Annotated in this window: 12 protein-coding genes; 5 read left to right on the top strand and 7 right to left on the bottom strand. The window is 64.7% G+C overall.

Annotation, left to right across the window (positions count from 1 at the left end; all coding sequences use genetic code 11):
* Window positions 1-116: 116 nt before the first annotated feature.
* Both AC1POX_RS09535 and AC1POX_RS09530 read right to left on the bottom strand, forming a co-directional pair.
* The gene (locus AC1POX_RS09535) at window positions 117-1781 is read right to left on the bottom strand and encodes a CTP synthase (RefSeq protein ID WP_011347097.1); all 1665 of its coding nucleotides are present in this window, start codon (window positions 1779-1781) and stop codon (window positions 117-119) included.
* Between the two features lie 313 nt (window positions 1782-2094).
* A complete protein-coding gene (locus AC1POX_RS09530; RefSeq protein ID WP_008571226.1) occupies window positions 2095-2337 on the bottom strand; it encodes a hypothetical protein in 243 nt (80 codons plus the stop codon).
* A gap of 164 nt (window positions 2338-2501) precedes the next feature.
* Here AC1POX_RS09530 and parE point away from each other — a divergent pair, with 164 nt between their 5' ends.
* Entirely contained in the window at window positions 2502-4391 is a 1890-nt protein-coding gene (gene parE, locus AC1POX_RS09525) for a DNA topoisomerase IV subunit B (RefSeq protein ID WP_003481816.1), read from the top strand.
* 368 nt (window positions 4392-4759) lie between these two features.
* Window positions 4760-6265: a S10 family peptidase gene (locus AC1POX_RS09520; RefSeq protein ID WP_372357037.1), complete on the top strand. Its 1506-nt coding sequence runs from the start codon at window positions 4760-4762 to the stop codon at window positions 6263-6265.
* Window positions 6266-6457: 192 nt separating this feature from the next.
* Here the strand turns inward: AC1POX_RS09520 and AC1POX_RS09515 are convergent, their stop codons facing one another.
* The 3 genes from AC1POX_RS09515 to AC1POX_RS09505 form a co-directional block, all read right to left on the bottom strand.
* Window positions 6458-7219, bottom strand: coding sequence for a YdcF family protein (locus AC1POX_RS09515; protein ID WP_372357036.1), 762 nt, complete (start codon window positions 7217-7219; stop codon window positions 6458-6460).
* A gap of 106 nt (window positions 7220-7325) precedes the next feature.
* The gene (locus AC1POX_RS09510; RefSeq protein ID WP_372357035.1) at window positions 7326-8453 is read right to left on the bottom strand and encodes an inorganic phosphate transporter; all 1128 of its coding nucleotides are present in this window, start codon (window positions 8451-8453) and stop codon (window positions 7326-7328) included.
* A 9-nt stretch (window positions 8454-8462) separates the two neighbouring features.
* Window positions 8463-9089, bottom strand: a complete 627-nt coding sequence (locus tag AC1POX_RS09505) for a DUF47 domain-containing protein (RefSeq protein WP_008571222.1) — start codon at window positions 9087-9089, stop codon at window positions 8463-8465.
* 272 nt (window positions 9090-9361) lie between these two features.
* On the opposite strand from AC1POX_RS09505, the gene AC1POX_RS09500 reads away from it, so the two are divergent.
* Window positions 9362-10702: a hemolysin family protein gene (locus tag AC1POX_RS09500; protein WP_008571220.1), complete on the top strand. Its 1341-nt coding sequence runs from the start codon at window positions 9362-9364 to the stop codon at window positions 10700-10702.
* Entirely contained in the window at window positions 10686-11354 is a 669-nt protein-coding gene (locus tag AC1POX_RS09495; RefSeq protein WP_169306489.1) for an exopolysaccharide biosynthesis protein, read from the top strand. Before AC1POX_RS09500 ends, AC1POX_RS09495 begins: the two co-directional genes overlap by 17 nt.
* 34 nt (window positions 11355-11388) lie before the next feature.
* Here AC1POX_RS09495 and AC1POX_RS09490 read toward each other — a convergent pair whose 3' ends face one another.
* On the bottom strand, window positions 11389-11889 hold the full coding sequence (locus AC1POX_RS09490; protein WP_372357034.1) for a pyridoxamine 5'-phosphate oxidase family protein: 501 nt from the start codon (window positions 11887-11889) through the stop codon (window positions 11389-11391).
* A gap of 60 nt (window positions 11890-11949) precedes the next feature.
* A complete protein-coding gene (locus AC1POX_RS09485; RefSeq protein WP_008574989.1) occupies window positions 11950-12951 on the bottom strand; it encodes an LLM class flavin-dependent oxidoreductase in 1002 nt (333 codons plus the stop codon).
* A 348-nt stretch (window positions 12952-13299) separates the two neighbouring features.
* Between AC1POX_RS09485 and AC1POX_RS09480 the strand changes: the two genes are divergently transcribed.
* Complete coding sequence (locus AC1POX_RS09480; RefSeq protein ID WP_303401379.1) at window positions 13300-14715, top strand: MFS transporter; 1416 nt, start codon at window positions 13300-13302, stop codon at window positions 14713-14715.
* Window positions 14716-14776 lie beyond the last annotated feature (61 nt).

Here is a 14776-nt window from a genome sequence, read left to right as displayed (position 1 = left end):
CGTGGCGACGCGTTCATCACAGCTGCCATCTTCCAGTGCGTTGCGGTGCCCCTCTCATCCGCCTACGGGGCACCTTCTCCCATGAAGGGGACCGAGGTCCCGATGGGAGAAGGAACTCACGCACGCGCTTCTTTGAGCAACTTGCCGCCAGCCTTCTTCTCGCGCGCCGCACGCACGAAGCCGATGAACAGCGGATGGCCGTCGCGCGGGGTGGACAGGAATTCCGGATGCGCCTGGCAGGCCAAAAACCACGGGTGCATGTCGCGCGGCAGCTCCACCACTTCCACCAGGGTGTCGTCCATCGACTTGCCGGAGATCACCAGGCCGGCGTCTTCCAACTGCGTGCGATAGCGGTTGTTGAACTCGTAACGGTGACGGTGCCGCTCGGCCACCACATCCTTGCCATAGACCTCGCGCGCCAGCGTACCGGGCTTCAGGCGCTGCTCCTGCAGGCCCAGACGCATGGTGCCGCCCAGGTCGGATTTTTCGTCGCGCTTTTCGACTTCACCGGTGGCGGTGCGCCATTCGGTGATCAGGCCGATCACCGGATGCGGCGACTGGCGATCGTTCTCGGTGCTGTTGGCTGCATCCAGGTCGGCGACGTGGCGGGCATAGTCCACCACGGCCGCCTGCATGCCGTAGCAGATACCGAAATACGGCACCTTGTGCTCACGCGCGAACTTGGAGGTCTGCACCTTGCCTTCGAAACCGCGGTCGCCGAAACCGCCCGGCACCAGGATGCCGTCGATGTCCTGCAAGGCAGACATGTCGCTGCCCTCCAGATCCTGCGCTTCCAGCCACTTCAGGTTGACCTTGGTGCGCTGACGCAGGCCACCGTGACGCAGCGCTTCTGCCACCGACTTGTAGGCGTCCTGGTGATCGACGTACTTGCCGACCACGGCGATGTTGACCTCGTCCAGCGGATGCTTGACCGCGTCCACCACCGCCGCCCATTCGGACAGGTCGGCCGCGGCGACCTTGTCGCGCAGCTTGAACTGCTCGATGACCAGTTCGTCCAGGCCTTGGCGCAGCAATTCCAGCGGCATGCCGTACAGCACGTCGATATCCGGGCAGCTGATCACCGCACGCTCGGAGACGTTGGTGAACAGCGCGATCTTGCGGCGCTCCGAATCCGGCACTGCCTGCTCGGACCGGCACAGCAGCACGTCCGGCTGGATGCCGATCGAGCGCAGTTCCTTGACCGAATGCTGGGTCGGCTTGGTCTTCAGCTCACCGGCCGCCGCGATGTACGGCACCAGCGTGAGATGCATGAACATGGCCTTTTCGGCGCCGCGCTCGGTGCGCACCTGGCGAATCGCTTCCAGGAACGGCAGCGATTCGATGTCGCCGACGGTACCGCCGATTTCGATCAACGCGACATCGAACCCGGCGGTGGCCTCGTCGATGCAGCGGCGGATCTCGTCGGTAATATGCGGAATCACCTGCACGGTGGCGCCCAGATAATCGCCACGACGCTCCTTGCGGATCACGTTCTCGTAGATGCGGCCGGTGGTCACCGAATTCTTGCGCGACAGGCGCGTGCGTACATAACGCTCGTAGTGACCCAGATCCAGGTCGGTTTCGGCACCGTCGTCGGTGACGTAGACCTCGCCATGCTGGAACGGGCTCATCGTGCCCGGGTCCACGTTGATGTACGGGTCCAGCTTCATCATCGTGACCTTCAGGCCACGCGCTTCAAGAATGGACGCAAGCGAAGCGGCGGCAATGCCCTTGCCTAGCGAGGACACTACGCCGCCGGTAACGAAAATCAGGGGGGTCATGGGGCTTGAAGCCTCCCGGAAAGCCATAGTTTAGCGGGTGACGGGCGAATGCCCAAGGGTTGCGTGACGACGAGGTCATCACACGTTGAAACAGTGCATGTCGCGCAGGCCTTAGCGGCTGGCAGACATGACGGGCACTGCCAGGCGATTGCGGGCTTTCTGCGGGGGCCGGCATGCATGCGCGTTACATGCCAGCCCCATGCACCGGCTACGCCAACAGGGCGAATGCTGCGTGGTCTTACACAGCTACCCCAAAAGCGAACGCCCCGGCAATGCCGGGGCGTCGGTAGCACCTGGCCGCTAGGCCGCGCGATCAGCGTGCAGGCTTTTCTTCTTCCTCTTCCTCGCGCGGGGCGCTGTCGGCCTTGGGCTTCTGCGCAGCGGCGGCAGCGCGGCGTTCGGCTTTGCGTTCGGCTTCGGTCTTGGCCTTCGCGTCATCGGCCTTTTGAGCCGCGGCGCCCTGTCCGGTCTGCTGCGGAGCGGCCTGGGCCATGGCGGGAAGCGCTGCGACTGCGGCCGCACCGAGGGTGAGCATCAGGATGTGCTTGAACTTCATGGCGTCCTCTTTGGCTTCGGTGACATCCTCAGGTGGGGACGTTTGATTGCGAAACCAACGCCAGGGTAGCCAATGCTGCCCGCCCCCCCACTGAACGCCGGTCGCGTGCAAAAAATCGGCTCAGCCCCCACACTTGCGCGTCGTTTCACGTGCCAACGAGATGCATGAACACCCGTTATAACGCCGCCGATATTGAAGTGCTGTCGGGCCTGGACCCGGTCAAACGCCGCCCCGGCATGTATACCGACACCGCGCGCCCGAACCATCTGGCGCAGGAAGTGATCGACAACTCTGTCGACGAGGCGCTGGCCGGCCACGCCAAGCAGGTCGAAGTCACGCTGTACAAGGACGGTAGCTGCGAAGTGTCCGACGACGGCCGCGGCATGCCGGTGGACATCCATCCGGAAGAGAAGATTCCGGGCGTGGAGCTGATCCTGACCCGGCTGCATGCCGGCGGCAAGTTCAGCAACCGCAACTACACCTTCTCCGGTGGCTTGCACGGTGTAGGCGTAAGCGTGGTCAACGCGCTGTCGACCAAGGTCGAACTGTTCATCAAGCGCGAAGGCAGCGAGCACCGCATGGAGTTTCGCGATGGCAACGCCGCGTCCAAGCTGGAAGTGGTGGGTACCGTCGGCAAGAAAAATACCGGCACGCGGCTGCGTTTCTGGGCCGACCCCAAGTATTTCGATACGCCCAAATTCAATGTGCGTGCGTTGCGGCACCTGCTGCGCGCCAAGGCGGTGCTGTGCCCCGGCCTGACCGTCAAATTGCACGACGAGGCAACCGGCGAGCAGGACAGCTGGTATTTCGAAAACGGCCTGCGCGATTACCTGAAGGGTGAGATGGCCGAGCACGAGCTGCTGCCGGCCGACCTGTTCGTCGGTAGCCTGAAAAAAGACACCGAAATCGTCGACTGGGCCGCGGCCTGGGTGCCGGAAGGCGAGCTGGTGCAGGAAAGCTACGTCAACCTGATCCCCACCGCGCAGCATGGCACCCACGTCAATGGCCTGCGTTCGGGCCTGACCGATGCGCTGCGCGAGTTCTGCGATTTCCGCAATCTGCTGCCGCGCGGCGTCAAGCTGGCACCGGAAGATGTCTGGGACCGGGTGACCTTCGTGCTCAGCCTGAAGATGACCGATCCGCAGTTTTCCGGTCAGACCAAGGAACGCCTGTCCTCGCGCCAGGCTGCCGGCTTCATCGAAGGTGCTGCGCACGATGCCTTCAGCCTGTATCTCAACCAGAACGTGGAGATCGGCGAGAAGATCGCGCAGATCGCCATCGATCGCGCCAGCGCACGGTTGAAGACCGAAAAGCAGATCGTCCGCAAGAAGGTCACCCAGGGCCCTGCCCTGCCCGGCAAGCTGGCCGATTGCATCAGCCAGGATCTGTCGCGTACCGAACTGTTCCTGGTCGAAGGCGATTCGGCCGGCGGCTCTGCCAAGCAGGCGCGCGACAAGGATTTCCAGGCCATCCTGCCGTTGCGCGGCAAGATCCTCAACACCTGGGAAGTGGCTTCCGGCAGCGTATTGGCCTCCGAGGAAGTGCATAACCTGGCGATCGCGATCGGTTGCGACCCGGGCAAGGACGACATCACCGGGCTGCGCTACGGCAAGGTGGTGATCCTGGCCGACGCCGACTCCGATGGCCTGCATATCGCCACGCTGCTGACGGCGCTGTTCCTGCAGCATTTCCCCGCGCTAGTGGCCGCCGGCCACGTGTTCGTGGCGATGCCGCCCTTGTTCCGTGTCGATGTGGGCAAGCAGGTGTTCTATGCGCTGGACGAAGAAGAAAAGACCACGCTGCTGGACAAGATCGCGCGCGAAAAGATGAAGGGCCAGATCAGCGTCACCCGCTTCAAGGGCCTGGGCGAAATGAATCCGCAGCAGCTGCGCGAATCCACCATCCACCCGGACACGCGTCGACTGGTGCAGCTGACCATCGACGACGGCGAGCAGACGCGTTCGTTGATGGACATGTTGCTGGCCAAAAAACGCGCAAGCGACCGCAAGCAGTGGCTGGAGACCAAGGGCGATCTGGCCTCGCTTGAAGTCTGAGTGCTGAAACCGATAGCCCCTCTCCCACCCAGGCGAGAAGGCACGGCCTGCGCGCGCCTTCGAGCGCCCGCGCCGCAAGCGCGGGCGGGGCGCAGCGCGGCGTTTGGGTGCGGGCGTATGCACTTGCGAAGTGAGTAGCACGAGGCTTCGCCCGCACCCTCATTCCCCTTCGGAGCACCGTCCGCATCAGGCGGGACAATGTCTCGACGGGAGAAGGAAGCGCCTTGCATAGGCGCTCATTTCGGCGGGCCGCACACACCTGCCTTTGCGTACCACCTCGGTCTGCGCGACATCCATGCCTTCCTGCACATCCACCGGGCTCTGCAGCAGCCTAGCATCGGCGCTTCCCTGCAACCACGTCGATGCCCATGCCCTTCTTTCTCCGTGCCGGCCTGCTGGCCTGCGTGCTGTTCAGCGGGACAGCGCTGGCCGAAGCGCCAGACAAAACCGATAAAAGCGATGCCAAACCCGATGCCGCTGCCGCTGCCGCCAAACAGGCGCCATTGCCGGCCGACGCCAGCGTGCGCCAGAGCACACGCGTGGCTGGCCGCAACCTGAGCTATACCGCCACGGTCGGCACGTTGCCGGTGCGCGATGCGCAGGGCAAGACCACGGGCGAAGTGGTATTCACCGCCTATACCGTCGATGGCAAGGACCGCCCGGTGACCTTCGCCTTGAACGGTGGGCCGGGCGCCGCATCGGTGTATCTCAACATGGGCGCGATCGGGCCGAAGATCGTCGGTTTCGGCGCCGAGGGCGACAGTGCGTCGGCACCGGCCACACTGCGCGACAACCCGGGCACGTGGCTGGACTTCACCGACCTGGTCTTCATCGACCCGGTGGGCACCGGCTTCAGCCGCGCCCTGATCGGCGACGACGATGCCAAGAAGCAGTTCTACAACCCGCAGGCGGATGTGGAATATCTCTCGCGGGTGATCTACGACTGGCTGCTCAAGAACCGCCGCCTGCAGGCGCGCAAGTATCTGGTCGGCGAAAGCTATGGCGGCTTCCGCGGCCCGCGCATCACCCATTACCTGCAGACGCAGCTGGGCGTGGCGATGAACGGCGTGGTGCTGGTGTCGCCGTATCTCAACCCGACCCTGGACGACAACGGCGATGTGTCGCCCCTGGCATGGATGCTGACGCTTCCCTCGATCGCTGCTGCGCACCTGGAGCGCCAGGGCCAGCTCAGCGACAGCGCGATGCGCCAGGTGATCGACTACACCCGCGGCGATTACGCGGTGGCGCTGATGAAAGGACGCACCGACCCGCAGGCGCATGAGGCGATGCTGCAGCAGGTCACCCGCATGACCGGGCTGGACCCGGCATATGTGCGGCGCTCCGGCGGACGCCTGGAAACCCAGGCCTATCTGCGCGAAGTGTTTCGTGACAAGGGCGAACTGGGCAGCCGTTACGATTCCAACGTGACCGCCTTCGACCCGTTTCCCAACGATGCCGAACAACGCGCCAACGACCCGCTGCTGGACAGCATCATTGCGCCCACCACCACCGCAATGGTGGACTTCGTCACCCGCGTGGTCGGCTGGAAGATCGATGCGCAATATCGCGCGCTCAACTACGACGTGAACAAGCTCTGGGACTGGAACGACGAGCTTCGCAAGGGCGCAGTGACCCAGCTGCGCCAGTCGGTGGCGATCGATCCGAAGCTGCGCGTGTTGATCGCGCACGGCTGGAACGACCTCTCCTGCCCGTTCATGGGTTCGGTCCTGACGGTGGACCAGATGCCGGCCATGGGCAGCGACAGCAAGCGCGTGCAGGTGCGCGAATATCCCGGCGGCCACATGTTCTACAACCGCGCCGACAGCCAGGCCGCGTTCCGTGACGACGTCAAGGCGATGTACCAAACGCGCTGAGTGCAGGCAGAGCCGGCCGCACACGCGGCCGGCGACCAAGCCGTCGGGCAGCACCATCAGTTCCGAGTGCCGCGCATCTGCGTTGCCATCGTCAATCTGGAACTGGCAAGCACCGTCGCAAGGACATCAGCCAAGCAGATCTAGCAGTGCACCAGCTGTTACCAATCCCCAATCCCAAACCCGGCTCCCCAATCACAACGCACCAGGCTCGCTAGCCTTCACGTTCCACCCCAACCACTGGTAGACCTGATAGCGCGCAATGCCCAGGTATTCGTGTAGGGCCACATCGACCAGCGTGAAGTTGTAGCTCTGCGGCAGGATCGACCAGGTGGCGGTCAGCCAATCGGCGCGCACCGGTGTGGCATCGATGCCGAAATGGCGAAAATACAATTCGGCGCGACGCAGATGCGTGGCCGAGGACACCAGCGCAATGCGATCGGGCCGGTAGGCGCGCAGCAAGGGCTGGCTGAACTGCGCGTTCTGCCAGGTGTTCATGCTCGACGGCTCCATGATCAGATCTGCCCGCGGAATGCCCAGGCCCAGCAAGACACGCTGGTAGACCACCGCTTCGGACAGGCCCAGGCCGCGTGCATCGCCGCCGCTGATCTCGATCTTGCAATCGCCCCCGCTGTGCCGGCATTGCCAGTACAGCCGTGCCGATTCGACGATGCGGCCGTAGGCGAACAGATTGGCTTCGGCCACCGCATCGCGGCCTTCCGGGCGCACGGTGCCGGCACCCAGCAGCACGATGACGTTGCGCGCGCCCCACGCGTTGAAATCGTTGACCCCGGTGCGTTGCAGGTGTTGCAGCATCCAGGAGGGCAACGGACCGCAGCCCACCGCGAACACCAGCAGTAAGCTGGCCAGGCCCAGCACGCGGGAGAACCGCCGCAATCCGCGGCGGTCGATCAACCAGGCAAACCCGAACAACACGCACACCAGGGCAAGCATCATCGGGAAAGGGTCTCACTCATGGCATGCGGGCAACCTGCCGCAAACAGGTCGATACGGCAACGGCGGCGCAGTCTGCCGACGGTGCGTGAGCGCACCGCGGCATCGCTCAGGTCCAGCCGAACAGCTCGAACAGCGTCAGGATCAGATACGCCACGCCGCCAGCGGCCGGGATGGTGAGAATCCAGGCCCAGACGATGCGCTCGATCACCCCCAGCCGCAGCGAACGCGGGTTCTTGGCAAAACCCACCCCCATGATGGCGGTGGAAATGCTGTGCGTGGTGGATACCGGCATGCCGAAATGCGCCGCCACGGTGAGCACCGTCGCCGAGCTGGTTTCTGCGGCAAAGCCGTGGATAGGATGCAGCTTGACCATCTTGTGGCCGAGCGTCTTGATGATCTTCCAGCCGCCCGACGCCGTCCCTGCGGCCATCACCACCGCGCAGGTCAGCACGATCCACATCGGGATACCGGCGCCGGCGGCAAGGCCGGTGCCCGGATGCAGGAACGACAACCAGCTCGGCAAATCGTCCAGCGCACCGGCCGACTGCGCGCCGATCAGGGTCATGGCGATGATGCCCATGGTCTTCTGCGCGTCGTTGTGGCCGTGCGCGTAGCCCATGTACGCGGCCGAGGCGATCTGCGCCTTGCCGAAGAACGCATTGACCCAGCGCGGGCGCGCCAGCCGCCCGATCGGGCCGCCGAGTTTGGACATGCCGGCGATGATCGCCCACAGCAGCACCATCACCACGATGCCGAGCACGAAACCGGCGATCGGCGAGGTGATCATCGGGACGAACACCTTCCACAACAGGCCCTTGTTCTTGGCCCAGTTGCCGATGTTTTCCGACCAGATCAGCGCGTCCCAGTCGTTGTGCGCCGCGGCCAGGCCGGCGCCGCACAGGCCACCGATCAAGGCATGCGAAGACGACGACGGCAGGCCCTTCCACCAGGTGATCAGGTTCCAGATGATGCCGCCCAGCAGGGCGCACAGGATCACCTGCGGAGTGACGTCGACCACGTTGGTGTTGAGCAGGCCGGAAGCAATCGTCAGCGCCACGGCGGTGCCGGTCAGCGCGCCGATCAGGTTCATGCCGGCGGCCAGCATCACCGCCCAACCGGGCGAGAGCACCTTGGTGGCGACCACGGTGGCGATGGAGTTGGCGGTGTCGTGGAAGCCGTTGATGAACTCGAACACCAACGCGGCCAGGATCACCACCAGAACTAAGGTAAGCACGCGGCGACCTCAGCTGTTCTTCAGCACGATCTGGTAGACCACCACACCGGCCTCGCGGCAGCGGTCGATGGCTTTTTCCAGAATCTCGAAGAACTCCTTGAGCAGGAACATCTGCAACGTGTCCAGCCGGCCGGAATAGATGTCGCGATACAGCTCCAGCATCAGCCGGTCGGCTTCGTTTTCGAGCATGCGCAGCTTGTCATTGAGCGCGGTCATGCGGTCGATGTTCATGTGCGGCAGGTCGGCCACCATCTCCACCACCACCGCGGCGGCCTGCTCCAGCATCGCGGCGCGCGGAGCGAAGTCGATGTGTTCCAGGTGCTTGGTCGCCAGCGAGTAGCGGTCGGCGAATTTCTCGACCTGCTTGGGAATCTTGTACAACGCCGAGCCCAACGCCTCGATGTCTTCGCGTTCGATCGGGGTCATGAAGCTATCCACCAGCGCCTGGCCGATCTTGTCGGAGGCGGCGCGTTCGCGCAGGCGGGCCAGCTTGAAGGCGTCCAGCGCCGGTTGGCGGTCGGACTCGCGCATCATGGCGTGCAACGCCCTGGTGCTGTCGTAGGCGGCCTGCGCCGCTTCGTTCAGAAGCGCATAGAACTGCTTGCCGGAACCGAAGATGGTCTGCAACGAGAACATGGGTGGACAACTTCCTGCCGTCGAGGGAGAGACGGCGCCAGACGCGAATTATGACCGTTCCATGACCTCTCTGGGTATCTCGCGCCGGGAGCGGCCTTCACATCGACATTTCCCGGCTCGAACCACCCTGTGGTTTGCTACCATGCCCCCGCGCCTTCGGGCGCACCCTATGGAAGACGACCCTATCCCCCCGTGTTGCCGCCCGGCCTGTGCGCCCGCCGGTAGCCCCAGTGCTCCCCCGCCCTCCCCTTCACTAACCGGGGAAGACGCCCGTGGTTGAGTTTTTGATCGTCATCGCCCTGATCGTGCTGAATGGCTTCTTCGCCATGTCGGAGATGTCGTTGATGACCTCGCGCAAGAGCCGCCTGAAGCAGATGGCCGGCTCCAGCAAGCGCGCCGCGCGGGCCCTGGCCCTGGCCGAAAGCCCCGAAAACTTCCTGTCCACGGTTCAGATCGGCATCACCCTGATCGGCATCCTGACCGGCGTGTTCGGCGGCGAGGCGATCGGCGAAGCCATCGCCAGCTGGCTGCAGGGTGTGTTCCCGGCCTTGGCGGGCACGTTCGAACTGGTCGGCAAGCCGCGCCCGTATTCGGTGGTGATCGGCAGCACCCTGGCGGTGGCGCTGATCACCTTCCTGACGCTGATCTTCGGCGAGCTGGTGCCCAAGCGGCTGGCACTGCGCAATTCCGAAGACATCGCAGGCGTTGTCGCGGTGCCGATGGCCTGGCTGGCCAAGATCGCCGCGCCCGGGGTGTGGGTGCTGGCGCGCTCCACCCGCCTGGTCCTGCGCATGCTGGGCATGGGCAAGGACGAGTCGGCCTCGGTGACCGAAGAAGAGATCCGCATGCTGGTGGCCGAAAGCCACGAGGCCGGGGTGATCGACGCGCACGAGCGCGACATGATGAATCGCGTGATGCGGCTGGGCGATCGTACCGCCGACAGCCTGATGACCCCGCGCAACCGCATTGCCTGGCTGGACGCCAACGCCGAGCCGGAACGCAATCTGCAGGTCATGCGCGAGCACGAATTTTCGCGCTACCCGGTGTACCGCGGCAGCGACCAGGACATTGCTGGGGTGCTGGAAGTCAAATCGCTGGTCACGCGCATGGACGGCCACGGCGCGCACCTGTTCCAGGCGCTGCGCGACACCTTGTTCGTGTCCGAATCCACGCACGCGATGAAGCTGCTGGAAATCTTTCGCGAAGAACAGCAGTCGATGGCGCTGGTGGTGGACGAATACGGCGAAATCCGCGGATTGGTGACCATCAGCGACCTGATGGGCGCAGTGGTCGGCCGCCTGCAGGCGGTGGAAAATACCGACGAGGACGCGCTGGTGGTCACGCGCGCGGACGGCTCGCTGTTGATCGACGGTTCGCTGCCGGTGGAAGAATTGCGCGAAGTACTCGGTGCCGAACTGCCCGACGCCGACGAGGGCGATTACCACACGCTTGCGGGCTTGTGCATTTACTATTTCGGGCGCATTCCGCAGGCCGGCGAGTTCTTCGATTGGGCCGGCTGGCGCATCGAGATCGTCGACCTGGACGGTGCGCGCGTGGACAAGTTGCTGCTGAGCCGGGTGGGCGACGAGGACAGCGATGACATCGTCGGGTGACGGCGGTGCGCCGCACGATGATGCCAGCGAGCAGATGCGCTACCGCAACGAAGGCATCCGCAGCCTGCTGGCAGCCTTCAGCGAAGGTGATCCGGACCAGGTGTTGCGCGTTCGAGAGATCTTGGCCGACCTGCAGCAAAGCGCCTTCGGCGTGTTTCTGTTTCTTGCGATCCTGCCCTCGTTCATTCCGATTCCCGGCGTTGCCGGTGGCATCAGTGGACCGTTGACCATCCTGATCGGGCTGCAGATGATGTGCTGCCTGCGCAAGCCGTGGGTACCGCGCTTCATCGGCGAACGCGGGCCGCGCCGTCGGACCAGCCAGCGCTTCGTGGCCAAACTGGGACCGACGCTGCAACGCCTGGATCGCCTGCTCAAACCGCGGTTGCATGGCATGCTGGACCGGATGCCGGCGCAGCTCCTCACCGGCTTGCTCATGGTGCTGGTCGGCATCCTGCTGACGCTGCCGATCCCCTTCACCAACTACATCTTCGGCCTGATCCTGCTGCTGTTCGCGCTGGCCCTGCTCGAGCGCGACGGTGCGCTGATGCTGGTGGGCTGGGCAGCTGCGCTGATCTCGGTGGCCGTGTTCGGGGTCACCTCCGACCAGCTGGTGGATCTGATTCGCGATTGGTGGCCGGACGCCTGGCGCTGAGCGCAGCGCGTCCGGCGCGTCGCTTGCGACGCAGTTATTTCAGATCGACCACGCGGTTGTCCGACAGGCTGCCGGTATCGTCGGTGACCGCCGTCATCACGAAATACAGCGCCTTGCCGAGCAGCCCGCTGGGGCCGTCCCAGTATTCGGCCGATTCGGCGCGCACATGGATCAAGCTCAGGTTCGGGTCGTCCTTGCCGCCGGGGAAGAACACCTTCATTGCCGGCGACCACAGCTCTTCGATCTTGGCGCGGTCGTGGACCACGCGCGCGGTGCCGGCCACCGAGACATACGTCTTCTTCGAGGCCGACGCATAGGCCACGTTGACGCGCGGATCAGCGGCGATTTCCGCCACTTTCGGGCTGTCGGCGGCGGTGGCGAACCACAGGTCGCCGTCGAACTCGACTTCCTGCGTGCCCAGCGGGCGGCTCACCAGTTTGCCGTCGGCCGAGACGGTGGTGAACATCGCGATATCCACCCCGCGGATCAACTCGGCCAACTGCTTGATGCTCTCGCTGCGTTGCTGAAATTGCATGCTGGTCTTCCCAATGGATGTGCACGCATCACAGCCGATCGCCGCGCAAAGCGACGTGAATCACGCCAAGGTCACGTCCAGCTCGCGGCACGCGGCGGCGGCAATTTCGAAGGAACGCAGACGCGCGGCGTGGTCGTAGATGTTGGCGGTGAACAACAGCTCGTCGGGCGTGTGACGCTCGATGAACTCTGCCACGCCGCGCGCAATCTGCTCGGCATCGCCCAGTACCGTGCACGCCAGTGCACGCTCCACCCCGGCACGTTCATGCGGCTGCCAGAAGCTGTCGATATCGTCGATGGGCGGCGGGATCTTGCCCGGCTTGCCGCGACGCAGATTGACGAAGCTTTGCTGCTGGGTGGTGAACAGACGGCGTGCCTGCGCCTGCGTCTCGGCCGCCACCACATTCAGGGCCAGCATTACGTGTGGCTTGGCCAGCTGTGCGGACGGGCGGAATTCGCGGCGATAGATCGCCACCGCGTCGTCCATCGCGTCGGGTGCGAAATGCGAGGCGAACGCGAACGACAACCCCATCGCGGCGGCAAGGCGTGCGCTGAACAGACTCGACCCCAGCAGCCACACCGGCACCTCCAGCCCGGCGCCGGGCACGGCCTGCACCAGTTGCCCCGGCACCGCCGGCGCGAAATAGCGCATCAGTTCGGCCACGTCCTGCGGAAAGTGATCGGCGCTGTCGAAATAGCGGCGCAAGGCGCGTGCGGTGGGCTGATCGGTGCCCGGCGCACGGCCCAGGCCCAGGTCGATACGCTGCGGATACAACGAGGCCAGCGTGCCGAATTGTTCGGCCACCTGCAACGGCGCGTGGTTGGGCAACATGATGCCGCCGGCACCCACGCGGATGGTCTTGGTGCCGCCGGCGACGTGACCGATCAGCACGGCGGTGGCGGCGCTGGCGATGCCTGGCATGTTGTGGTGTTCGGCCAGCCAGTAGCGCTGATAGCCCCAACGCTCGGCGTGCTGGGCCAGATCGAGCATGTTGGCGAAAGCGTGGGTGGTGTCGCTGCCTTCGCAGACCGGCGCCAGATCGAGCACGGAAATGGGGGTCATCGAATGACTCCGGAAAGAGTGATATGCCAGAGATGGGGCTGGCCCGGCGGCATTGCCAGCGGCCTGTTGGGTGCCGTGAGGGATTACAGCATTCCAGCAGTCGGACAACGCATGAGGTGCACGTGCTTGGTTCCACTCGCGACAGCGGCGTTGTTGAGCTTGCTGCTAACAAGGGCGGTGCGGGCGCGATTGTGAGGAAGAGTGCTGTTGCCTGGTCGGCTGCGCGCACCTTGGATGCCCAGTGCCCTCTTGCCACAGACGAACGCATTGACCGCGCGACGAAGCGTGCCCGCTGCGGCATCTGGACGCTGGCTATGATGAGACTGCCCTACCTGCGCCTGCCTGCCCATGTCTCCGAGTGTTTTAGCGCCCCCCGAACAGCCCTCGCCTTCCGCGCAGATCGCCGCCCGGATCGACCGGTTGCCCGCCAGCGCCACACTGTGGCGGCTGGTGGGGTTGCTGGCGCTGGGCGGGTTCTTCGAGTTGTATGACCTGTTCCAGACCGCCTACATCAGCCCCGGGCTGATTGGCGACGGCATTTTTGCCAGCGGCGCCGATGGCGCGTTCGGCATGTCCGACCAAGCCGCATTCGCGGCGGCCACCTTCCTTGGGTTGTTTGTCGGTGCCGCGCTATTGAGCCCGTTTGCCGACCGGTTCGGGCGTCGCCCGATGTTTACCTTCGCCTTGATCTGGTACACCGCTGCGACCGTGGCGATGGGTCTGCAGAGCACGGCCAGCGGTGTGATCGTGCTGCGCTGCGTGGTCGGCATCGGGTTGGGAATCGAACTGGTTACCATCGATACGTATCTGTCCGAACTGGTACCGCGGCACATGCGCAGCGCGGCGTTCGCATTTGCATTTTTCGTGCAATTTCTGGCGGTTCCGACGGTCGCGCTGACCGCGTGGATGTTGGTGCCGTCTGCGCCGCTGGGCGTGAGCGGCTGGCGTTGGGTGGTGTTGCTCAGCGGTGCGTTTGCGCTGGCGATCTGGTGGCTGCGCAGCCGCTTGCCGGAATCGGCGCGCTGGCTGGCCGCACACGGCCGGCACGCAGAAGCCGATGCAGTGGTGACCGAACTGGAAGCGCGCTGCACGCGCGATGTGGGTGCGCCACTGCCCGCGCCGCAGGCGGCCACACCCGCGCCGGCCGGTGTAATGCCCAGCGCACTGCTGTGGCGTGCGCCGTATCGCGGGCGCATCGGGATGTTGGTGGTCTTCCATGTGTTTCAGGCGATCGGCTTCTTCGGTTTCGGCAACTGGTTGCCTGCGCTGATCTCGGCGCAGGGCACCGGGGCCGGGGTGACCAAAAGCCTGGCGTACTCGTTTGCGATCTCGTTGGCCTACCCGCTGGCGCCATTGCTGTTGCTGCGTTTTGCACAGCGCTGGGAAAACAAATGGCAGATCACCGCATCGGCGCTGGGCGCTGTTCTGTTCGGTGGGCTGTTCGCGTTGCAGCATCAGGCAGTCGGCATGGTGCTGTGCGGGGCGATGGTCGCGTTCTGCAACGCCTGGATGAGCTTTGCCTATCACGGCTATCAGGCGGAGCTGTTCCCGACCGGCTTGCGTGCACGTGCAGTGGGCTTCTGCTATTCCTTCAGTCGCCTCTCCACGGCGGTGAGCAGCGTGCTGATCGGCTGGTTGCTGACCCAGGTTGGCAGCCACGGGGTGCTGGCCTTCATCGCGCTCAGCATGTCGATCGTGGCGAGCGTGATTGCCGCGTTCGGGCCGCGCACGCGCAATCGGGCGCTGGAAGAGATTGCGGGATAAAACGGCTGACCCAGTGACCAGGCGCACCTGGCGTGCGCAGCCGGTGCGCCGCGTGACCGGC

The organism is Xanthomonas sp. NCPPB 3442 (assembly GCF_056725145.1).
The sequence above is the reverse complement of the archived record's forward strand: the minus strand, read 5'-3'. Positions and strand labels throughout refer to the sequence as shown.

Bases quoted from the DNA above. Each gene is read 5' to 3' on its own strand.
- AC1POX_RS09490 (WP_372357034.1), bottom strand. From the start codon at position 11,889: ATGCAATTTCAGCAACGCAGCGAGAGCATCAAGCAGTTGGCCGAGTTG.
- AC1POX_RS09520 (WP_372357037.1), top strand. From the start codon at position 4,760: ATGCCCTTCTTTCTCCGTGCCGGCCTGCTGGCCTGCGTGCTGTTCAGC.
- AC1POX_RS09480 (WP_303401379.1), top strand. From the start codon at position 13,300: ATGTCTCCGAGTGTTTTAGCGCCCCCCGAACAGCCCTCGCCTTCCGCG.
- AC1POX_RS09495 (WP_169306489.1), top strand. From the start codon at position 10,686: ATGACATCGTCGGGTGACGGCGGTGCGCCGCACGATGATGCCAGCGAG.
- AC1POX_RS09530 (WP_008571226.1), bottom strand. From the start codon at position 2,337: ATGAAGTTCAAGCACATCCTGATGCTCACCCTCGGTGCGGCCGCAGTC.
- AC1POX_RS09485 (WP_008574989.1), bottom strand. From the start codon at position 12,951: ATGACCCCCATTTCCGTGCTCGATCTGGCGCCGGTCTGCGAAGGCAGC.
- AC1POX_RS09535 (WP_011347097.1), bottom strand. From the start codon at position 1,781: ATGACCCCCCTGATTTTCGTTACCGGCGGCGTAGTGTCCTCGCTAGGC.
- AC1POX_RS09505 (WP_008571222.1), bottom strand. From the start codon at position 9,089: ATGTTCTCGTTGCAGACCATCTTCGGTTCCGGCAAGCAGTTCTATGCG.
- AC1POX_RS09515 (WP_372357036.1), bottom strand. From the start codon at position 7,219: ATGATGCTTGCCCTGGTGTGCGTGTTGTTCGGGTTTGCCTGGTTGATC.
- parE (WP_003481816.1), top strand. From the start codon at position 2,502: ATGAACACCCGTTATAACGCCGCCGATATTGAAGTGCTGTCGGGCCTG.